This is a genomic window from Hyalangium ruber, from assembly GCF_034259325.1.
In the GTDB taxonomy this organism is placed as follows: Bacteria; Myxococcota; Myxococcia; order Myxococcales; family Myxococcaceae; genus Hyalangium_A; species Hyalangium_A rubrum.
In genome coordinates this window covers 356,280-377,955 of sequence record NZ_JAXIVS010000011.1, presented here as the reverse complement: position 1 = coordinate 377,955, position 21,676 = coordinate 356,280, and the positions used below count along the sequence as shown (strand labels likewise).

Sequence of the window (21,676 nt, the reverse complement as noted above, 5' to 3'; positions counted from 1 at the left end):
ACGCCGGAACAGGAAGCTGCGGCGAACGGCTCGTCCCGATAGCGCTGGCTGTGAGGGCCTCGCGTCCATCGCCCCACTCTGCGCGCCTCTCCTGGCTCATGCCAGACGGGGTTCGTGCAGCGGATACGACACTCCAATAGGGCGACTCCTCCGCACCTGCTTGGGGAGCACCCTATCCCTTCCAATAGATGCGCTTCGTAAGGTCCTTGCCTTCATTCACTTCAAAGAAGAACGACCGATGCACCCCGCGCACTTTATGACTCACAAAACGCCCTGAATGAAGAAGCTCAGACCACTCATAAAGCCATACGCTTTTGACGCGATAGTCATCTCCGAGCCGCACAAACATGAGATTCGTGGGACAGTCCAGGCCGTCGATCTTGGGGATTGATCCTGACCGCTTCCAATTACTCCCTTTTCGAGTCTTCACGGAAACCCGGCGTCCGTCCGACACGACGAAATCGTGCTCCTCTCGATCATCCACAAGCGCTCCATCCAGAAGCATCTTGCCATAGATCTCTCCGAGCCATCCCACCAACTCATCGCCTTTCAGCGACTTGCCATCGGCATGCTGAGCGAGGATCCCTTTGATTCTCTTCATTGCGTCAGAGACGATCCGAAACTCGCTCTCAAGCTCGGTTTCCAATGCTTCCATCTTGTCTTTAGCCATGGCGACTCCTGCAGCTCATTATAGCGATAGCGCCCGCCGCCTCGTGGACTGTCCACGAAGTACGTGGACATAGTCGCGGGTAGTTGGCAGGACACTAGGCCCTGTCATGTCCAAGAATTTCGTGGGCACTCCACTAGCAGGTCCTCTCGGACGCGGGAGGCTCCCCGGGCCCGACTCACCTCCACTGCTCAGCGGCATGCGTGTTCGACACCTTGGACGCTACAGGGGCCCCCGGCTTCGAGCCCTCACGCTTTTTCGAGCCCAAGCCGTCCGCGTTCTCCAGTTCGAGGCAGATCGGCACGGTGCGCCCGCCTGGAAGGTGGGCGCGGACATAGCGGCCATAGATGCGCTCTCCCGTTGTCCACAGGTGCCCATCAATCCGCATCCCCGCAGGCGCCTTGCCTTCTGGCTCGATCAGCGCACCCGTAACGGGTCCATCCTTCCAGACGGCATCAGGTTGCTCGCGTGCCTCTTCAAAGCTCCCCTTGGCCACGTCCAGGAGGATGAAGGGCCCATGGCTGCCCACTGCCCAATCTAGCTCCTCCATTGCCTTGATGGCTTCCTGGGGGCATGGCTCGGGATCCGGGCGTGTCTGCACACCAGTGCAGCCCGCTTCAAGCCATGCGACGGAGGCCACGAGCGTCGCGCACTTCTTGATGAGGGCGCGGCGCGCGCTGACTCTCTGGGCCTGCTGCGGGTTGGGTACGCCGTTGGTGAGCGTTGGGGAGTTGTCGGGCAGCTTCACGGGCAGGCTCGCCTCCATCTGGGTAGGGAGAGGCGAGGCTAACCGTTCGGAGCGGGTTGTCGGCTTTTCGGCCAGAGTGCTTGAGGCCGGGGGTTGCTCCGTTGGTGCGCTCCTGGCCACGGGGGGCGGCTCGGGTTGCGCTGGCCCATGCAGCAGGGAGGCAGCCACGACTGCGGCGAAGACAGAGAGCGCCAACGCCCCGAGGAACACCGGACGCAGCCACGCACGGCGCGGGCTGTGCTGCGCAGCAGTCTCCGCAGCAGAAGGCACGGGCACCGCATCCGTTGGTGCTGGCTGTAACGGAGAAGACGCGGGCGCCGCATCCGCTGGCGCTGGCGCTACCTGCACCGGAGAAGGCGCAGGCGCTGCATCCGCTGGCGCTGGTGCTGGCTGCACCGGAGAAGACGCGGGCGCCGCATCCGCTGGCGCTGGCCCCACCTGCACCGGGAGCGGATGGGAAGGGATGGGGTGCTGCGGGCCCTCGGGTTCTCGCGCTTCGACTGGCACCTGCTCCTCTTCGGCGGGTTCTCGCGGTAGCTGCGCGGCTGCCGGGTGAAGAGGAATCTCTCGCCACGCATCCCCCTCGAAACGCACCAAGTCCACCAACGGGCGCCGCGCATCCTTGGCCGTCGCTGGCCGCACCTCCAGGTCACGACTGATCAGCTTCATCGCGTAGGCGCTCAACTCCGCTGGAACGCGCCCCTTGGTTTTCCGATGCGGGGTAGGAGGGGTTGTCAACATGCTATTGAGCACGGGCTGCCGCTCGCTGCGTTCCGGTGCGGGGTCCGTCAGCACGTCGTAGAGGTTGGCTCCGAGCGCGAAAATATCGTCCGTCGCCTTGAACTCGTAACGGGCCCCATGCTTGAGGCGGTTTTCATCCCAGAAAGCTTGGGCCTCGGAGCTGCGGTTGCGCGGCGTTCCAGGGGGCAGTGGGCCGTCCGTCAACTCCTCGGCTGTTGCGTAGTCCGCCGCCCCAAAGTCGATGATCACCGGCTCGCCGTCCTTGGTGACCATGATGTTTCTCAGGCTCAAGTCCCGATGAAGCACGTTCTTACTGTGCATGTGCTCCAGGGCATCAAAGAGCTTGAGGAACAGGACGACGACTTCATGCGGCGTCGGGTTGGTCCGCTCTACCCAGCGGGCGAGCGTGTAGCCGTCCACGAAATCGAGAACGATGTAGTGGAAGCCTGAGCGCGCGTGCGGCCAGCGGCCTTGTCCCAACATGCGGATGATGTGCCGATGGTTGAGTTGCTGGAGACAGGCCACCTCACGCCGCGCGCGCGCGTCCGTCTGCTTCGGATCAAGGCTGCGCTCTGTCTGACAGGCCACCTTGAGCGCGAAACGCTCGCCGTCCTTCTCCACCTCATAGACGACGGCATACCCGCCCCTTCCGATGCGTCGGACAATGCGCCAGTCGCTCACCATCTGGCCGGGCTTCAAGTCCAAGGGATCAAAATCCGCGAACATGCCGCGCACCTCTCGCCAGTGGCTACAGCGTCACCTGGGGAACGGACAGACAGCGGCTCCCGTCACCGTTGCACACCCGCACCGTGTGCGGCGCCTCTAGCCATGTTTCGGGCTTCTTACGCGCGGGCATCTCCACTTCCACGGCCACGCTCACCACGCCGCCCGCGGGGATGGGGACCTGTCCAGAGAGCACCGCGCGAGCGCGGCGCGGCTCCCCTCCCTCGGGCGTGACTTCGGCCCACTCGGGCGCCCACGGCTCCCCTCCGGTGTTGCTGACCTCCAGCACAACGACGCTCCACGTTGCCCCCCCGAGGCCCCAGCACCGAGCGGGGCGAAGCTCACCCCCGCGCGCGTAGAGGCACACGCTGTCAAAGCGCTTGCCCCTCATGCCGTCCTTGTCCACGAACCCCGCGAGCGCCACGGCTGCCGGGCTTAGCGCTGCGGGCCGTGCCTTCAACGCCTCCAGTTCCTTGGCTTGCGCCTCGCACCGCTCGCGCGTGGCGGACAGTTCCACGCGGCACGCCTCGAAGGTTTGCAGCGGGCGGCTCACGTTCACCAAGCCATCCACCGCGCCCGGTTGCCCGGTCAGCAGGAACACGACACTTGCGGGTGAGCCCTCGCGGTAGGTGACTCGCAGCGCGAGCCGTTCGCCAGTCCCGAGCGCGACTGCGGGCGAGAGCGTCACGCCAGCATCGCTCACCTCGAAAATGGCGAAGCGGGCGCGCCCCTCAACCTGGACAGACTCACGCAGAATCGGAGCGCCCAGCATGATCACCGTGATGGAACCAGGCGCCACGTAGATCAACGGGGACTCGCCAGCCTTGCCCGTGAAAACGATAGACCGGCCTGCGGGCGCGGCCTGTGCAGCAGCGGTGAGGCCCACCAGCAGGGAGGCGAGCGCAAAACTTGGGGTAAAGGGTCGGAGCAAGGCGGGGGAACCTCCCGGGTAGGCTCCCAGAGTAGCAGACGGGAGAGGCCCCCCGCGTCGAAGTCAGGATGCTCACCATTAGCCCATCGCCACGGGCCCCAGCACTCACGAGCGCCAGCACCGTGCGACGCGCATCGATGTGTCCGACGGGGGCGCCCTGGACGCTCACCACGGGCCCAGCGCCACGAGCCCCACGTCCGACGCGTCCGGCGTGGACGGGCGCCACGACGAGCCCCAGCACCGCGAGCCCCGGCACCGCGAGCCTCAGCACCGCGAGCCTCAGCACCGCGAGCCTCAGCACCGCGAGCCCCAGCACTACGAGGCCCGCGTCGACGCGGGCGGCCTGGACACGCGCCACGAGCCCCCAGCACCGCGAGACGCGCGTCGACGTGTCCGGCCGACGCGGCGACGATGGCTGCCGTCCTGGCGCGCGCGCCATGGGGCCAAGCTCGAGCTGTTCGACGCACGCACCACCGGCCCGAGCTGGGGCCGCGACGATGGATCCGCGCTGCCATTCGCGCCGCCATTCTGAAGGGGCGCCGCATAGCCAATTCCGCTGCCGTTCCGGAAGGGCGCCGCGATGCTCAAGCTTGGCGCGGCGATGGTCGCCGTCCTGGCGCGCACCACGGGACCGAGCTGGACCGGCGCACCATGGACGCGCGCAGCCCATTCCGCCGCCGTTCTGAAAGGCGCCGCGCTGCCATTCGCGCCGCCGTTCTGAAAGGCGCCGCGCTGCCCGAGCTGGGCGCGATGGCTGCCGTCCTGGCGCGCACCACGGGACGAGCTGGGCGCGGAGACGATTGGCGCCGCGCAGCCCATTCCGCCGCCGCTCCGAAAGGGCGCCGCGCTGCCCGAACTGGGCGCGGTGACTTGGAGCCGGGCTGCATCTATCGCGCTGCTCCGCCTTACTGCGTTGGAGCACTCCACCGACCTGGCAGGCGAGCGGGGATGCAGGCGGGTTCCGTCTGCGCCAGCAGGCAAGCCGGGACGCGGGCAGGCTTCACCGGGCGCCCCGGTGGCACCGCTGGTGACGATCCCGAATTGGCGCCGTGGCGGCCCCGGTGGTGGCGTGGTGAGCGCCGTAGGGGGGCGTCATGGGCTCCCATTGTGCCGGGGTGGTGCCGTCATAGGTTCCGGTGGCGCCGGGCGTGGCGCCGGGGTGGCGCCGGGGTGGCGCCGGGCGTGGCGCCAGCCGTGGCGCCGGAGAAAGTCCCGCTGTCAGCCCCGCATCAGCGCCGTGCCCGCGAAACGGCCAGCGATTCCGCCACGCCGCACGGCGGTTGGTCCGCCCGCGCGCATTGGCCCTTGCTTGCCCGTCTGCACGCTTGCCGATCTCCTGTCACGTTGCGTCCGTGGCCTGGACACCCGCCGTTGCCCTGTGTCACTTCTGCCCGGGTCGTTGTGGGCTGTTCGGTAGGGTCGGGAAAGGGCGGGTTAGGTGATGGTCGGGATCGACTCCCAGGAGGGGCAACCCTCCATGTGCGGCGCATTCGTGCGCCGTTGGTGGCTGCTGGGTGACAACGCCGGGAGCAATGCCGGTGACAACGCCAGGAGAAACGCCAGCAAGAACGCCAGCGGAAACGCCAGGGCGCGCCGCTGGTCACTCCGGGCGGCTCCGGTAGTCACGCCAGGGCGCGCCGCGCGTTCTGGCGCTTTCGCTATCTCTCTTCTCCTTTGCCTGTGTGCAGGGCTAGCGAGCGTCACCGCTGCCCGCCGTCCTGGCCTGATCAACGCACCCGAGCGGGCCCTGTCCGACGCGGGCGCGCTCCACGGGCTGATCACTTCCGCCGCGACCATGCCCGCAGTCCTCGCGCGCTCCACCGCGCCGCGCTTGTCTGGTGTCCGTGCGGGCTCCAGTGTGAAACGCGGAGATTGTAGGGATCCGCCTGGATCCGCCGGAATTCGCCTGATCTTGCCCAATGTCCGAGCGCGTCGGGTTTGGGCACCGTGGGAGCCATGATTCATGCCACACAGAACGCTCCGCGTCGGACGCGACGGGCGCCCGCGCTCCCCAGGTGGGAAGCACACGCCCGCACCTGTCCAGCGGTGGCCAAGCCTGGCCAGCAGTGCCCAACGCGGACAGTCGCGTTGACCGTACGAGGAGGGACGCGAGACAACGCGGCCCGTGCAGTGAGACACGACGGCGGCCCCCGAAGCTGGAGGCGGCCCGTTGTGAACGGCACCCGCAGCGCATCGTCTCTCCGTGCCCCCGGAGTGCGCGCGGCTCGCCTCCAAGCCCTCGCGGGCTCTGGCCTCTCACAGCATGGCGTCGCGCGTCCTGGAGACAGACGCTCGGCGCCCCACCCTGAGCAGTCGGGAGAGTTTCAGCCGTGAAGGGGCAAGGCGAAGAGCGGGACGACATCCTGCGATCCATCTACGAGGAGTTGCGGGGCCTGCGGGAGTCGGTCAACGAGATCCGCACGAAGATCAGCAACGCGGCGCCCGCTCAAGCGGCGCGGGCGCGGGCTATCCCCGTAGAGGAAGCGCAAATCCTGCTTGGCTGCGGGCGCTCGCGGATCTTCGAGTTGTTGAGGAGCGGAGCGCTACGACGTGGGCCGAAGGTGGGAAGGGCCGCGATGATCTGTGCGAAGAGTCTGGAAGCACTCCTAGAGCGCGTGGACCGCAAGCCAGAAGCCCCCAGGCTCAAGCGGCGGCCGGCCCGACGCGACACCGGGCGGGGAGGAAGTGAGAGAGCGGCGATCCTCAAACTGATTCGGCCTGCCTGAGCGCAGCACGGCACACAGGTAGCAGCGCGGGATTTTCGGGGCGCCCCAGCTTGATTCGGGCTCTTGAGCATTGAAGAGCTCTTCGCGGGCGCGTGCCCCCCCTGCACGAGCGGCCATTTCAGAGAGGAAACCGCCTCCGTTCCTGATAGAGTAGTGTTAGCGCATCTAATTTATTTGCCATTCCGAGGAGGTGACACCTGTGGACTATCTTTTTCAGCCAGGCGAGGTGATTGATAAACGCTTCAAGGTCGTAAGGGGTATCGGAGGGGGAGGGATGGGACGAGTCATGCTTGTTGAAGACCTTTTTACAGCAAGCCTGCCAGTGGCGTTGAAGTATTGTCTTCCAGGAGACCAGGAAACGACCCGCCGGTTTGCGCGCGAAGTACGCATAATGGCGGGCATACAGAATCCCAACGTCATGCCGGTGCTGTCTAGTGCGGTTGATCATGACCCGCCGTACTTTGTTATGCCACTCGGGAAAAACTCCATCGCAGAGGAATTGGATACTCTTTCAAAAGATGAAGCGAAGGCCTTGGAGGTCTTCAAGCAGATTTGCCTAGGGATTCAAGCGATTCACACCGCAGGTGGAACACATCGCGACATTAAGCCTCAGAACGCGATGCGCATGCCTTCTGGAAGCGTTGTTGTTTCCGATCTCGGGTTAGCCAAGCTTGATCCCAGAGATTCGACCATTCTGACGAAAAGCAACGTCATCATGGGGACAGACGCATACATCGCACCGGAACAAAGAGTGCTACGCGGCACGCGAGAAGCCGATGCTCGGACCGACGTCTACCAACTGGGCAAGGTACTTTATGAACTGCTGACGGACCAAGTGCCTATTGCAATGGACCTGAAGGCTATTTCAGCCGGATTGGCATACATCATTAGAAAGGCAACGCGTGATTCGCCCGGGGATCGCTATCCGTCGGTTCCACATTTGCTTGATGCGGTTGCGGCATATCAATTTGCCAATGGCCCTGGGGCTGATCCTGCAAGGACTATCGAAGTGCTTATGCAGCAGGCAGAGTCCCTGTTGCAATCAAACAGATACGAACGTCCAGTTGTTCAGCAGATATTGGCGACACTCCCTCTGTTGCAGGACCGTCCTGAGGATTTTACTTTCTGGTTCGATAAGATTCCTAATGGGCTATTGCATGCCCTAGCAAGCGCTATGAGTTCAGAATTTGAGCCTGTCCTGAGTCTATATTCGGACGTGATTGACGAGCATGTCGAGCGATGGCCTTTCGAATATGCCGAGACCGTTGCGCGAAAGATGAAGCTGGTGTTTGACAGCACAAAGTCTCCGGAGATCAAAAAACTAGCTGTTCGGGCTGTGCTTGCCGCATCAGTCAAGCGTTGGCGATACGCGGCGATGGATGTGTTTGACAGAATGCTGCTATCTGCAGCTTCTGATGCAGATGCTGCGGCTATTGCAGAGACCCTTGCAGACAATCTAGATCTCTATCGACAACTGGCAGACAGGATTTCCGGCACCAATCTACACCCAGGACTGCGCGGCATTCATCGACAAGCACTGCCTTGAGTGCCCGTAGGGTTTATAGCTATGCCATCACCCTCAAGCGTCAAGACACACATCGTCAATCACCTCAACTCTAGAAGTGACGCGCAGACGGGGCGCGTGATTCTTCTCACTGGGCCATGGGGGGCAGGAAAGACCTATTTTTGGAAAAACATGGTACGCCCGGATCTTCGGCGTACACACGTATACGTCTCTGCTTTTGGCGTAGAAACCTCAGCCCAGTTCCGGGCTAGGCTCGTCACGCAGTTTGCTATCATGGCAGCCAATGACGCCCCCGGTTCCGAATCCGTACGCACCAAGGCACACCACTTTCTCAAGCGCATATTGCCGGAGCGCGCCCTGGACAAATCACTGCAGGTCGCTCGATCCGCCAGCAATGCACTCGTCACTGAACTCCTCTCAAAGCCAGCGTTCGATTTGATTGAGGTGTTGGGGTTGTTTGATGCAACCACCATCATTTGTATTGACGACATCGAACGGCTCTCGAGTAAATATCCGATCGATGAACTTCTCGGAATTGTAAACATCCTTTCCGAGCACAAGGGGTTTGACGTAGTGCTTGTTTGCAATGAGGAGCATCTGACGAGCACTGCAACTCCAGGGGCTCAGGCATACCTGCGGTACAAAGAGAAGATTGTATCTATGCAGCACAGGATTGAGCCAGATCTTGATGCTGTATTCGCCAATTTGATTCAAGGCTTCGGCGACTCTCTGAAAGAGAATGCACAGCGGCACAAAGAGCAAATCCTGAGCCTGATGCGTCATTGCGGGTCACGAAATATTCGATCACTGAGGAGAATAATTGATCATCTCGCAACTCTCTATGGACTCGGCATCCAAAACATTTCTGGCGCCCATGTGAACGTGCTTAGTGCGCTCACTCTTGAATTTTCAGAGGGACAGCTTGAGGATGCCGCGTTCTACGACTTCAACGCAATGGTGATGGAATTGTCGGGTCGCCTCAGCAAACGCGAGAATGAGGACGAAGTCCTGCAAAAGCGAAGGACATTTCTAAAGCGCTTCAATCTTGAAGACGACTACTCTTTTGCTCCATCCCTGTACGCGCTGGTGCGCTTTGGCGATATCGAGGATGCCGCTCTGAAGTTAGCACTTAACCCTCCTGAGCAAGAGGAACCGCAACTCAGTGTAACAGGCGCGATACTCAGTCAGTTGAGTAAGGGAGAGTGGCGTTATTGGTCCGATGAACAGGTGCGCGACCTCATGGACAGGGTATATGCAGCCGCCGCGCATGATAAGAACCTTAGCGCTGCTGAAATTATCGAATGCTTGATGTATGCACGATTGATTGCAGAGATGTTGGCGGTAGAGCTTGATTCAGGAGTTGCATCAAGCATCAAACAGCGGATTGCCGAACTGGCGACTAAAGGTGATGAGTCTCTTTCAATCGATGATCCGTTCCTGCACATGCGGTATGGGGACGCAGTCCGGCACGTCAATGGTGAGATTCAATGCTACATAGACAAACGTCGCCAGCATGACGCAAGCAAGGAGATGGTGCGCCTTGTTGCGTTACTCGATGCTGGTGACCTTGTGGGGCTCGCCGCAGAGTTGCGTAATAGTCCGAACACGACAAGACTGTTTGTTGAACAGGGAGGAATGGCGAAGTTCATCTCAATAATGCGAACAAACCCCCACGCGATCCGAGCGGTTGTTGGCTTTGGGAATGGCCTTAGAGCCCTCACAGGCATTTGGCCTGAAGCAGAACACCACCTGAACGAACTTCTACAAGCACTCAAGGACATGCGTGCGCATCCCGAGGTGACTGGCAGAATGCACGCATGGCGTGCCAAACACATCCTTAGGGAGTTTGGCATTAATGAGTAAGGTCGCAGCAGCGGCGCTAGTTTTATGCCTCTTGGCCATGCAAAGAACGAGAAGCTTAACACTACTGCGTCAGAATCAGCGCTGCTCCCCTCGGAGCGAGCCTATTGGCTTCCGAGGGGAGTGACGCAGTAGTGTTAAGCCGTTCGTATTCGGGCAGCTTAATGCTGGGCAGGCAACAAGAGAGTGCGATGCTCAGGCTGACTTGACCAGCCTAACCGAGTTGCGGCGCACGGCCAGCTGCGCAGGATCCTCGGGATGCTCCAGGTTGATTGGGATCTTGATCATCGGGGGTACCTTTACGTTCTCGTAGAACCGTTTCGTGGTGTGCGCGGAGTGGTGGCCCACCACGGCGGCAACAGCCGCCAAGGGGAGCCCTCCCGACTTAGGCCGCACTTCCTGTCCGCACTCGGAAGCCCACGTTACGAAGCTATGCCGCAGTTCTCCGAAGCGCACCAGCGGTAGCCGCGCCGCCTTGCATGCGCGACGCACCACGCGGCGGATATGGCTGTCCACGGGAGCCGCGCCGCGCGCTTGGAGACGATGCACCGCTCCCAACGTCTGACGGTCGATGCTCTGGCGGTGGACCTGTCCGCTCTTGTGAATGAACGTGACGGTTGCGGCGATCTCGCCCGGCTCTTCCACGAGGGACACCTTGCCCTCTCTGCGCGCCAGCCGTTCGATCTCCGTGCCGTGCATCCCCGTCTTGGCGTGGATGCACAGCACGTCCCGCACGCATTGAACGTCCGTGCGGCGCCGCGTCTCCTCGCGGTTGAAGTTGGCGAATTCCCACCCGCTGATCGCCCGGTACAGCCGTTCGATTGTCTCGATGCTGTAACCCTTCTCCCGCACGGACTTCTCGGGACGGGCCACAGGGATTTTCAGCGAGATCGACGCGTCCTCGCCCGCAGTCATTGCGCCCTCTACTTCCCGCAGCCACGCACAGAACGACTTGAGCGCCGTTATGCGGTTCTTGCGCGCCGTCTTGTGCTTCTTCAGTTCCCGCAGTAGGTCTTGAAGCGTGACGGTGCGCAGGTCGCGCCCCGCGAAGTCGTCCGCCCACGCGGCCAAGTAGAAACCGACGTTCTTGGCGTAGCGCTCGGTCGTTCCCTTGCTTCTCATGTGCTCCAGGTAGCGGGCCACCGCTGGCGCGTCCATGTAGACCGCCGACTCGTTCTTGATCTTCTGCGCCTCGCCTCGCGTGCGGTAGCCCTCGGGGTCACGCACGAACAGGGCAAGCTCGGCCTCTGCTTCTGCCTCGCTGCGGGCGTCCAGGTGGATCGTGTAGGTCCGCCCGTTGATCATCTTGCGCAGCACGTAGACGGGGCGCCCGTCCTTGCCCGCGAACATCCGCCCACCCTTCCACTTGCCGATCCACTCCTTGCCCATGCCGTTTCCGCCTCCAATTTGGTCCTTTTTTGGTCCCAAAGAACCGGATTTGGTCCCTAAATGCAAGCGCCGCTCCCGTTTTCGGAGGGCGGCGGATTGAAAGCGGCGGGTTGCTCTGCTTGGGAGCGGCGGCAATCGAACCCGTCGCTCGGAGCTTCTGGTGAGCGTGCTCACACTGATCGTGCATAGTTCCGCAGGGCTGCCCAGCAAGGCGCTGACAGAGCGGGCTTGGCGGAGTTCTATGGGATCTTCTTCTCAGCAGACCGCTGGTATTACCCGCAGTACCCCCTCCGCAGCCCATTCCTCGGGGGCGGCAGACACGACATTCCCCATGCAAGGTCCCGCGCCAGGAAAGGTATATTGTCTATCCCTACTCAGAGGAACGATGATTTTGACATGATGCTTGGACTCGTCACCCATCACCGCAGCATCTCCCTTTAGAGTTCCTTGTCGCCCTTCTTGAGTTTGCAATCTCTGCAGAGGCTCTGGAGGGGTGCCTCCTTATGACACTCTCTCCACGAGCCCTGCGGTGGCTCACTAGAGGCGAGCACACCCGGCCCCGGATGCGTCGACAGGACATCATCGACGCCCTGGAACGAGTGGAGTTGCCTGTCTTCGAGCCCGTCGTGCAATTCCAGGAGGAGTTCGGCGGGTGCATGCTGCCCGAGCACCAGCAGTTCCGATACTTCGACCTGCTTCTGTACACGCCCGACAGGGTTCTCGACCCGCGCTCCAGACTCCTGGAGCGCTTCGGCAAGGAACCCGTTGAGAGTGCCATCCACGCGCAGGAACTCAATGGTACGTGGTTCTTCGAGTGCGGAGAGATGAGCCGCAGCTCGCCCTTCTTCGTCGAGCTGTCACAAGCGGGCGCGCTCTGCGTTGGCTACTCCCTAGACGAACCATTCGAGGTTGCGCCTTCCGTGGAGCATTGGCTGGAAACGCGTGCGCTGGATTCCGAGACGCGCGGCACCTGGCAGTACCTCAAGGGAAAGTCCTGGCTTGGCCCGGCACCGGGCGAGGCGCTCGCACGATGGCTGGACGGCACCTTCCAGCCCCTGCCCGGGGCGTATCATCACTTTGAATCCTGGTGGGAAGGCGACGACCTTCGTATCCAACTCCGCTGGTTCTGGGATCCTCAGAGGCGCACCGGCGGTGACCTGGGGGCCTGGATGCGGCCCGGCGGAGACGTCACGCGGGCACGCACACACCTCGCCGCCATGCTCGCGGTAGTGCCGTCCCCCGAGTGAGCGAGGGCCCTTCCAGAGACTCCGCTACGTCATGGGCGGAGTCCTCGGCGCGGGCGTCGAGTAGGCTCCGTCATTCGAGTTCATGAGGGCCCGGGCACATGAGCGATGACTTTCTTCAGGTCTGGAACCACTACCGCGAACAGGGCCTCGATGCCGCTACTCGCGTGCCGACGTCCTCTCCTGAGAGCCTCCTGTATCTTGCGATGCTGGCCTTCGCCGATGAGCGCTACGCCGAGGCCACGGCCTTCGCCGAAGACGCGGCGCGCGCTGCTCCGGAGGATCTGCTGCCCCGTGCCGCTGCGGCCTACCTCGCTCGGGTGGCCCGAGAGGGCAAGCGCAACGTCTATGTGTCGGCGGAGGGCTTCGGTGCCTTCATCCGAGGCGGTGGCAACGTGTCGCTGTACCAGGAGACGAGCGCGGCGCTCGCCCGCTGCTACCCGGACAATCCCTTCGAGCTGCTCGACATTGGCGTCGGAGATGGGCTGGCCTTGCTGCCCGCGCTCACGCCCGCGGTGCGACGGGTGACCCTGGTAGAGCCCGCAGCGCCCCTGCTCGAGCGCACCACCGGGGCGCTCGCCAACCGGAACGTGGGCTTCGACACCTTTGCCGGGACACTGCAGGAGTTCGTCGCTGAGCCTCGCATGCAGTCGCGCCGCTGGGAGTTGGCGCAGGCCACCTTCTGCCTCCATTCGATCTCCCCACCTGCCAGGCCCGTGCTGCTGGAGTGGCTGCGCTCGCACTGCGATGCGCTGCTGGTAGCTGAGTTCGACGCTCCGCGCATGGATGAACCTCTGAGGCCCGAACTCGTGCGGCACGTGCTCTCCCGCTACCGCGTGGGGCTGGCCGAGTACGTGGGGGCGGACTTCGAGACGGTGGCCCAGGGCTTCCTGATGCCCGTGATGTTCGGCTACGTGGATCGCGGGGCCACACGCACCACCTTCGAGCATCCGATCCCCGAGTGGGAGCAGTTGCTGCGCGATGCGGGCTTCGTGCGCGTCGAGCGCAGGCTGCTGTACTCCTACTGGTGGGCCCCGGCCTGCCTGCTGGTGGCACAGGCCGAGCGCTCCTGATCAGGCCTTCTCACCCGGCCAATCCAGGGCCAGCGGCGCACGCTGCTCCAACATGCGCTCTATCGCCTCTTCCCCTTCGGGGGAGAGTTCCTCCAGGGAAACGCCTACGCCAGGAGGCCGCCCGCTCAGGGCACTGCGCGGGCGTTGCCACACCACCTTGCCGCGAACCCAGAAGCAGGGACGGTTGAGGACCTCCAATTCCAGCTCCATCGACTGGCCCACCTCCGGGAGCGGCGAGAGGGCCACGAAGACGCCCTGGCGCCCCTCGCGGTCCTCGAAGAGCTGCGAGTCGCTGAAGAGGTCCAGCTTCACTCGCAGCAGTCGGGAACCGACGCACACGGGCTCTTGCCCCAGCACCTCGTCCAGCACGGCTCGCACGTCCACCCGCACCAGACTGCTCGTCGCCAGGCCCAGCGCGCGTACACCCTCCTCCCTCAGCCGCTGGCGCTCCACCACCTGATCCACCGCCAGTCGCCACCACAGCCGCTTCTCGAGTGTTCCCCCAGTGGTCAGCACCACCGAGGCCTCCGTCCGGACCTTCAGCGCATCCACCAGCCTCAGCAGTTCGGTCGCTCCCAACCCCGGCAGCTCCACGTCCAGCACCACCAGGTCCGGCTTCACCCGCAACAACAAGTCCGATGACAACCCCTGCGTCGAGTCCAGCCCCTCGACGAGGTAGCCGCCGCGTCCCAGCTCGGTGGTCAATCGCGCCAGCAGCCCTGGCTCGCGATCGACGACGACGGCCCGGCGCAGGCCCATGGGCTATTGCACTCCGGCCAGAGCACGCTCCAGCTCCTTCGGCCGAGTGGCCGCGCTGCGGGCGGTGTCCGAGCTGATGACGCCCGTCTGCACGAGCTGCAGCACGTGCTGATCGAACGTCTGCATCCCCACGTCCGTCCGCCCCTTCTCCATCAGGGTCACCAGGGTGTCGGAACGCGCGGGGTCCCGGATGGCCTCCTGCACCGAGCGGGTGGACAGCAGCACCTCCACCGCGGGGATCAGCCCTCCTCCGTCCCTGCGCGGCACCAGCCGCAGCGAGACGACCGCCAGGATGTTCTCCGCCAGCCGGTGCCGCACCGACACCTGCTCCTCCGCCGGGAACATGCCCACGAAGCGGCCGATGGTGCGCTGCACGTCCTGCGTATGCAGGGTGGAGATGACCAGATGGCCCGTCTCGGCGGCCTTCAAGCAGGTATCCGCCGTCTCCGCGTCCCGCATCTCCCCCACCATCAGCACGTCCGGGTCCTGCCGCAGCGCCGCCTTCAACGCACTCCCGAAGGAGCTCGTGTCCACCCCCACCTCGCGCTGGATGATGATGGACTGGTCCATCGCGAAGATGAACTCGATGGGCTCCTCGATGGTGATGATGTGTGAGCGCTGGGTGCGGTTCACGTGGTTCAACATGGCCGCCATGGTGGTGGACTTGCCATTGCCGGTGGCCCCCGTGACGAGGATGAGGCCGCTCCGCGCGCCGGCCACGGACTCCAGGATGGCCGGGAGGTGGAGATCCGCCAGGGTGGGGACCTCGAAGGGGATGATGCGCAGCACCAACCCCACCGAGCCACGCTGTCGGAGGATGCTGGCTCGGAAGCGAGAGACGCCCTGGATGCTGAAGCCGCGATCGACGTCATGGCGCGCTCCCGCGAAGAAGGGGTCCTCGGCACCAAGGATGTGCTTGGCCAGAAGCAGGGTGTCGCTGGCCGTCAGCTTCTCCATACGGGCCGAGAGCAGCTCACCGTGCAACCGGAACGCGGGGGGACACCCCACCTCGAAATGGAGATCGCTGGTGCCCTTCTTGACGCCGAGCGCGATCAGCCCCAGCAGTTGCTCGAGAGTCATGCCCCCTCCGACCAGACACACGGCTTGCCGATGACGGGCAGCTTAGCCGCAATGGGGTAGGCTGTGGAGCATGGCGAACGACCTGTCGCCGCTGGAGGTGGCTCGGGGCCACGAGGCCGAGGGCCGGCTGGCCCAGGCGGCTGAGGAGTATGAGCAGCACCTGCGAACCCACCCGGCCGAGGAGCAGACGCTGCTGGTGCTGGCGGAGCTGTACGAGCGACTGGGCGAGGCGCGAAAGGCCGCCAAGGCCTATGAGTTGCTGGGGCAGTTGGATGAGCAGCGGGGCTTCCAGCCTCTCGCCATCGAGATGCTGAGGCAGGCGCACCGGCTGGTGCCCGGAGACGCGGAGGTGTGCCTCACGCTGGTGAGGCTGCTGAAGACCGCGGGCCCCACGGAGGAGGCGGTCCAGGTGCTGGAGACCGCCGCGAGGGTGGCGGCGGCACGGGGAGATGGGGGGACACGGCGCCTGCTGCTGGAGGAGCTGCTCACGCTGGACGCTTCCCGCTCGGCGGCGGTGCTGGTGCTCGCGGACGTGCTGCTCCAGGAGGGACGGCGGGAGGAGGCCGCCGCGAGGCTGCGAGAGGTGCTGTCCCGGTTGGACGAAGAGCGGCGGTGGAAGGAGCGGCTGGAAGTCCTGGAGCGCTTGCAGCCCCTGGTGCCCGAGGATCGCGAGGTGGTGCTTACGGCGGCCCGGCTGGCGTTGAAGCGGGGTGCGACGCGGCGGTTGCTGGCGCTGGTACGCCGGGCCCTGGACGCGCAGCCGAAGGATCCCGAGCTGTACGCGCTGGCGGCGCGGGGGTTGAGGCAGCTGGGGGACGGAGCGAGGGCCCTGCTGGTACACCGCGAGGCCGCGCGGACCTTCTCGGAGCTAGGGAGGCAGGAGCAGGCACGCGCCGAGTGGCTGATGGTGCTGGGCGATGATCCGAAAGATGAGGAAGCCCAGGCCGCGGTGCGCTCCCTGGAGAACGTGCTGGGGAACTCCCCTATGGGAGTCGAAGTCCCTGGGATGGACCTGGGGCAAGCGCCCGAGCAGCCCGGGGAGGCGTCCCTGCCCGCCGCCGAGTCGCACCAACTCGAGGTGACGCCCGAGGAGCTGAGTGGGGCGGAGTTGGTGCTGGAGAGGGATCCGCTCCTGCCCAGTGTGCAACCTCCGCAACCGAGGCTGGAGCAGCGGGTACGCGAGAACCTGAGCGAAGAGGCGGTCTTCATCCTGCCCGAGTACCCAGAGTTGGAGTTGGAGTTGGAGGCACCCATTGGCCGGGTGGGACGGCGGCCGCTGATGCTGGAATTGGAACCCGCCCCCTCCCACCCGTTGGCTCCCCTCCCCCGACGAGCGCTGGTGTTGGGGACGGGACCGGAGTCGGAGTGGATGCGCCGGGCGCTGGAGGACACGGGGATCGAGTGCCTCCGGGTGGAGCGACCGGAGGACTTCCCTCCCACGGTGAAGGGGCTGCGCCCGGGAGAATACGAGGTGGTGGTGGGACCGGCCGCGCTGGCCGAAGGGCTCTACGCGAGCGGCCCATGGAAGGTGTTGTGCCTCCCTGCCCGAGGACACGGGGAGGTGCGCGAGTTGCTGCGAGCGAAGGCACTGCCCGTGTTGGAGGTCGCGCCCGTGCGCTCGGAGCGTGTGTACGTGGCGGTGGCCTCCGACGGGCACACCACCTTCGGGCTGGCGGAGTGGAAGGAGTCGGTCCTGGAGTCCAGGACCGTGGTGGAGTCACCCGCGGGAGAGCAGGAAGAGGAGCGGCTGGCATTGGCGGGGCGAGGGGTGAACGCGCTGGGGCTGCGCGGGGTCACGGTGGTCGTGCTGGCTCGGCACCACGGAGCGTGGTGCCTCGAGTCGCTGGACGGCACGATCGGCCCAGGAGGGCTGGCGGTGGAGTCCCGCACCGGGGTGTCACTGCCTCGGCTCGCCCTGAGGCTGCTGCGCGGAGACCGGCTGGAGGAACCTCCGAAGCGAAGCGGCCATGCGCTGGCCGCGCTCCTGTCTCGGCTGGAGCCCACGGCGCTCGGCAATCTGCGGCTGGAGCCCGCGGCGGATGGCACCTCGGCCTTCGCCTGCGCGCATGATGTCGAGCGGGAAGTGGCGGCAAGGCGACTCGCTCGCGCCATCACCCGGGCTGGTGGGCCTGCCCCCCACGACGCCTGAGGCCCTCCTCACCTCCGAGAAGAGGCCTGGTCCACGGAGGGCTCCATTCCACTGGAGACGAGCTCGTCGGGCATGTCCTCCAGGTAGGGCAAGTGGGGCAGCCCCAGCTCGTCGCAGAGCGCGTTCAGCGTGAGCTCACCGCCGTCGGCGAGGACCAGGTCGCCCCGGACGTAGTACTTGAGTCCCCAGAACACGGTACGCCCCTGCCCTTCCGGATGGCGGGCGAGCAGTTCGAGCAGCGCGCGGTCCTGCGGCGTCGACAGGCGGGCGAGGTGACGCGCGAGGGCGGGCCAGAGGGGCGCTCCGCGAGCGGCCTCCCAACGCGTCAGCGTCTCCGACAGGCCCGTCGCGCTGCGCCGGGGGTTCAGGGAGGCACGGCACGCCTCCTGGAAGAGCGCGAGCTTCGGCTCGTTGGCGTCGTCCGTGTAGGCGAGCACCGCGCGTGTACCGGAGCGGCCTTGGGAGGACTGGAGCTCCGCCAGGACGAAGTCCTCGAGCCAGGGCACGTCGTGAGAGAGCGACCAGCACCTGGCCAGCGTCTGGGCCCACTGCCGAACCCACTCCCGGGACCAGCTCTGCCCCCAGGTCTCGCCCCACTCCCAGACCCAGTCCAGGGCCCAGCGCCACTTCCAGTCCCGGGTCCAGTCCTGCAACTGCTCCCGCTCCAGGTGCGGCACCAATCCCTGGGGCAAGTCCCGGTGCCGCATCGTGTCGCGAGCGCCATACTGGCCCCAGAAGCGGGTGAGGTGGCGAGCCCAATCCCGGGCCCAATCCCAGGCCAGGAAGTCGTGCTGGGTGCTCAGCTCCTTCAGCAGCTCCGCGGACAGCAGCTGGGCCCAGTGCCACGCCAGCTCCGGGCTCTCCGTCGGCTGGGCCAGGATGTGCCGGGCAGCGGCGAGCAGTTCCTGCCTGCTGGCGCCCAGCGAGACGAGGGTCTGAAGGCGACTCCCCGCCTGCACGCGAGGTGAGGGCCAGAGCTGGAGGAGGACCAGCTCGATGGGCATCCCAGGCCAGACAGGGACCGCACCGCTCAGCACCCGCCCCAGGCCCACGCCCTGTTTCCGGCCAGCTTCACGGATGAGGGGATAGAGGGTGTTCCTCCACTCGGAGGGCACGTCGAGCCGGGCGAGGTTCGACCAGTGCCGGGCGAGGAACACCGAGAGCCAGCTCCAGCACGGAGCGAGCTTCGGCCACCGGGAGACAAGGGCCGCACGGCGCTCGTCCTGTCGGCTGGAGGCCCAGGCGCGCGCGCTCAGCTCCGCCCAGGACTGCTCGTTGGCGTGGAACCTTCCCGCCAGCCCTTCCACCCAGGTCTCGAAGACGCCTTCGCCCGGCCCATCGGCGAGGATCGCCCCGGCAAGCCAGTAGCCCGTCGCGTTCCCGTGGAGGAGATCCTTCAGCACGGGCTCGAGGCTCCGGGAGTTGCGGTCATCCAGCAGCGCCGCCCAGAGCCGCAGCGTCTCCCACCACTCCGGCCTCGCCATGTGCTCCCGGCAGAGCGTCTTGCGCTCCTCCTCGCTCTGCCGCGTGGTGCTCAGGTGGTGCGCCGCCAGGTATTCCTGAAAGCTCAGATGGGCGAAGGCCAGCGTTCCATCCGTCCGATCGATCATCACCCCCGCCGATGCCACCAGCCAGGTCAGGAACCCCCACTTGCGCTCACGCCCCCACTCCGCTGGAAGGAAGCGCTCCAGCTCCTCCCACGTCCGAACGACCTGCGTGCGGCACTCCTGGTAGCCCTCGCTCTGCATCTGGAAGGCCAGCTCGGCGACCACCCGCAGGCGAACCTCGCTGTCCTCGGGCCGCCACTGCTCCCGCGACAGCAGGGCGCCCTCCTGCTCACGGCGATCCGGCAGGGCCGCGAGCAGGTTCCGGATGCACTCCTCATAGAGCCGGTGCCGCTTGTCCGGCAGCGGCCGGTGGCGGCTGATGAGCAGCATCATCGTGAGGAGCAAGGTGGTACGGGCCAGGCTCGTGGCCTCGGGAGAGCCCGCGAGCGCCTTCAGGAACCGCTCTCGCGAGGCCGCCGCCACCTGCTCGCCCTCGCTGTACACCTGGCGGAAGAAGCCGTTGGCGATCTGGGCGATCTCCCCATCCGAGAGCGGCTGAATATGGAGCAGCTCGAACCCCTCACTCCGGGACGGACGGCTCTCGCCGTAGGGCCTGCTCGTCACCACCGCCAGCACACGCGGATGCGCGGCGAGGAACCCCATGAGCTGCTCACGCAGCCGCTCGCCCAGCTCGCCCAGCTCATCCCAGCCATCCACCAGCAGCACGGGCCGCGGCCCCGTCTGGCTGTCGAGGAGCGTGGGCAGCGCCTTGCCCCAGCCGGCCACGCCGTACTCCGCCACCCAGTCCCGCAGGTAGGCATCCAGCGTCCGGTCCTCGCCTCGCGTGTGCGCCTTGCTCCACAGGTGCGCCACCCTCCGGAGCTCGACCATGAATGGCAGCGAGTCCTCGTGCCGCGCGAGCTGGCGGAACGTCCACCGCATCCACGTGGTCTTCCCGCTGCCAGCCGGGCCACAGATGACGAGCGGGCGGTTGCGCTCCAGCAATGCGTCCAACCCCAGCGCCGCACCGGCATCAAGCGTGTCGGGGTCGAAGCCATCCCCCAGCCGGAGGGGCAGGTACATGGAGTCGAGCGAGGCGGTGGTGGGACCAGCCTCCCCGGACAGGACCGTCCGGATGCCCGCGAGATCCCACCGCCCGAAGCTGCTCTGGAGACGGGTGCGGTACTCCCGAACGAAGTCCTCCGTTTGGGTCCCCGCCTGCGCGCCGCCCTGAAGCTCGTAGGGGCGCGACTCCTGGGTGGAGAGACCGGGGTTGGAGGGGGAGGACTTCTTCCTCTGCGTGTGGAGAGCAACCCGCACGGGGCTCGTTCCCATGTCGTCGTCGAGATCGAACGCCGCGTGGTTGGGAACGATGCGCGGGGCGCCTCGCACGGCGGTCCGCGGCCAGAGGCGCAGGAGGCCGTGGTCCTCGGCGAACTCGAGCCGTCCGGCGACATAGCCATACTGGCGCGTCTCCTCCGCGGTCCCCCACTTCTCGAGCCCGAAGAGCGATGGAGCCTGAAGGTCGCGCCACGGCTCGCTCCCGCCCTCCGAGAGCGTCCGCATCTGGCCCTCGTGCATGTGGCCGAACAGGTGCGCAACGAAGCGCTTCGGGGGAGCGATCTCCTCACGCAACACCCGCCGCGCCTCGTCGTCCAGCCAGTCGGGTGGATGGTGGCTCAGCAACAGGCATGCGTCGTGCGAACTCGCCCAGGCCGGTCCATCCCTGCCACAGCTCAGCTGGAACTGGGGCAGTTCGACAGCGAGCTTGCGGTGGTAGTCATCACCCGTGAGTTGAAGGAAGGCGGTGTTCAGGCCGAGCACCCCGAGGCGCACGCCCCCTTTCTCGAGCTCGAGGGTCGCGGAGAAATCTCCGGGAAGCGGTCCATGCTCCAAGATTTCCGGCCGAGGCAGCTGGGTCTCCCGCCACCACTTCTCGTAGTGAGCGAAGGCGCCCCGGAGCATGTCCCGGTAGCGGACGCCCGCCCCATCGGTCCAGAACTTCTCGCGCAGCCGGGGCTCCTCACGCCAGCGCCGGAGGACCATCACCTCCGGCTCCATCGGATCGGGCCGCGAGAGGTCGTGGTTGCCGGGAACGGCGAGGAACTTCGGATGTGAGCCGAGTTTTCGCAGGTGCTCAAAGAGCCCGAGCATCGTCTGCTCGAACTGGGCGAACTCCTCGGCGCTGCCGCGCTGGGTGAGGTCCCCCGTGAAGAGCACCAGGTCCCAAGGGCCACACCGCGCGTGGAGCCGCTCGAGATCCTTGAAAAACGGCTCGCGCACGTTGGGCCACAGCCAGCCGTGGCCCGGCATGCCCTGATGGAAGTCGCTGAGGTGAAGCCAGCGAAGCACGCTCATGAATGGACGGTCCCCCCGATAGGACACACCGGATGGTATCTCAAACCTGGGATCCGGATCTCATGGGTACCCGGTGAAAGCCTCGCCAATTCTTCGCGGTTGTCGGGTTCATGGCCGAGCCAGCGAACAGGGATTGGGATTGCCGAGCGCTCACGG

General features: G+C 65.3%; 15 protein-coding genes. 8 read left to right on the top strand and 7 right to left on the bottom strand.

Annotation, left to right across the window (positions count from 1 at the left end; translation table 11 throughout):
* Positions 1-172 precede the first annotated feature (172 nt).
* The 3 genes from SYV04_RS29765 to SYV04_RS29755 all read right to left on the bottom strand — a co-directional run bounded on the left by SYV04_RS29765 (position 173) and on the right by SYV04_RS29755 (position 3,810).
* A complete protein-coding gene (locus tag SYV04_RS29765) occupies positions 173-670 on the bottom strand; it encodes a hypothetical protein (RefSeq protein ID WP_321549335.1) in 498 nt (165 codons plus the stop codon).
* 175 nt (positions 671-845) lie between these two features.
* Positions 846-2,882, bottom strand: a complete 2,037-nt coding sequence (locus tag SYV04_RS29760) for a serine/threonine protein kinase (protein WP_321549334.1) — start codon at positions 2,880-2,882, stop codon at positions 846-848.
* Between the two features lie 22 nt (positions 2,883-2,904).
* Positions 2,905-3,810, bottom strand: coding sequence for a DUF2381 family protein (locus tag SYV04_RS29755; protein WP_321549333.1), 906 nt, complete (start codon positions 3,808-3,810; stop codon positions 2,905-2,907).
* 139 nt (positions 3,811-3,949) lie between these two features.
* Between SYV04_RS29755 and SYV04_RS29750 the strand changes: the two genes are divergently transcribed.
* From SYV04_RS29750 to SYV04_RS29730, 5 genes are all read left to right on the top strand, one after another.
* Positions 3,950-4,342, top strand: coding sequence for a hypothetical protein (locus tag SYV04_RS29750; protein ID WP_321549332.1), 393 nt, complete (start codon positions 3,950-3,952; stop codon positions 4,340-4,342).
* A gap of 48 nt (positions 4,343-4,390) precedes the next feature.
* Positions 4,391-4,531 (top strand): hypothetical protein, encoded by a 141-nt coding sequence (locus SYV04_RS29745; protein ID WP_321549331.1) that lies wholly within the window; start codon positions 4,391-4,393, stop codon positions 4,529-4,531.
* 1,609 nt (positions 4,532-6,140) lie between these two features.
* Entirely contained in the window at positions 6,141-6,536 is a 396-nt protein-coding gene (locus tag SYV04_RS29740) for a hypothetical protein (protein WP_321549330.1), read from the top strand.
* Between the two features lie 199 nt (positions 6,537-6,735).
* A complete protein-coding gene (locus SYV04_RS29735; RefSeq protein ID WP_321549329.1) occupies positions 6,736-8,082 on the top strand; it encodes a serine/threonine-protein kinase in 1,347 nt (448 codons plus the stop codon).
* A 21-nt stretch (positions 8,083-8,103) separates the two neighbouring features.
* A complete protein-coding gene (locus SYV04_RS29730) occupies positions 8,104-9,924 on the top strand; it encodes a P-loop NTPase fold protein (RefSeq protein WP_340371386.1) in 1,821 nt (606 codons plus the stop codon).
* Positions 9,925-10,116: 192 nt separating this feature from the next.
* Here SYV04_RS29730 and SYV04_RS29725 read toward each other — a convergent pair whose 3' ends face one another.
* Positions 10,117-11,310: a hypothetical protein gene (locus SYV04_RS29725; protein ID WP_321549327.1), complete on the bottom strand. Its 1,194-nt coding sequence runs from the start codon at positions 11,308-11,310 to the stop codon at positions 10,117-10,119.
* 563 nt (positions 11,311-11,873) lie between these two features.
* Here SYV04_RS29725 and SYV04_RS29720 point away from each other — a divergent pair.
* Both SYV04_RS29720 and SYV04_RS29715 read left to right on the top strand, forming a co-directional pair.
* Positions 11,874-12,557, top strand: a complete 684-nt coding sequence (locus SYV04_RS29720) for a hypothetical protein (protein ID WP_321549326.1) — start codon at positions 11,874-11,876, stop codon at positions 12,555-12,557.
* Between the two features lie 98 nt (positions 12,558-12,655).
* On the top strand, positions 12,656-13,627 hold the full coding sequence (locus tag SYV04_RS29715) for a class I SAM-dependent methyltransferase (protein WP_321549325.1): 972 nt from the start codon (positions 12,656-12,658) through the stop codon (positions 13,625-13,627).
* On the opposite strand, the gene SYV04_RS29710 is transcribed toward SYV04_RS29715, so the two are convergent.
* Positions 13,628-14,386: a PilZ domain-containing protein gene (locus tag SYV04_RS29710; protein ID WP_321549324.1), complete on the bottom strand. Its 759-nt coding sequence runs from the start codon at positions 14,384-14,386 to the stop codon at positions 13,628-13,630.
* A gap of 3 nt (positions 14,387-14,389) precedes the next feature.
* Positions 14,390-15,466: a type IV pilus twitching motility protein PilT gene (locus tag SYV04_RS29705; RefSeq protein WP_321549323.1), complete on the bottom strand. Its 1,077-nt coding sequence runs from the start codon at positions 15,464-15,466 to the stop codon at positions 14,390-14,392.
* 70 nt (positions 15,467-15,536) lie between these two features.
* Between SYV04_RS29705 and SYV04_RS29700 the strand changes: the two genes are divergently transcribed.
* Positions 15,537-17,615: a hypothetical protein gene (locus SYV04_RS29700; protein ID WP_321549322.1), complete on the top strand. Its 2,079-nt coding sequence runs from the start codon at positions 15,537-15,539 to the stop codon at positions 17,613-17,615.
* Between the two features lie 8 nt (positions 17,616-17,623).
* On the opposite strand, the gene SYV04_RS29695 is transcribed toward SYV04_RS29700, so the two are convergent.
* Positions 17,624-21,520, bottom strand: coding sequence for a metallophosphoesterase (locus SYV04_RS29695; RefSeq protein WP_321549321.1), 3,897 nt, complete (start codon positions 21,518-21,520; stop codon positions 17,624-17,626).
* Between the last annotated feature and the right edge of the window lie 156 nt (positions 21,521-21,676).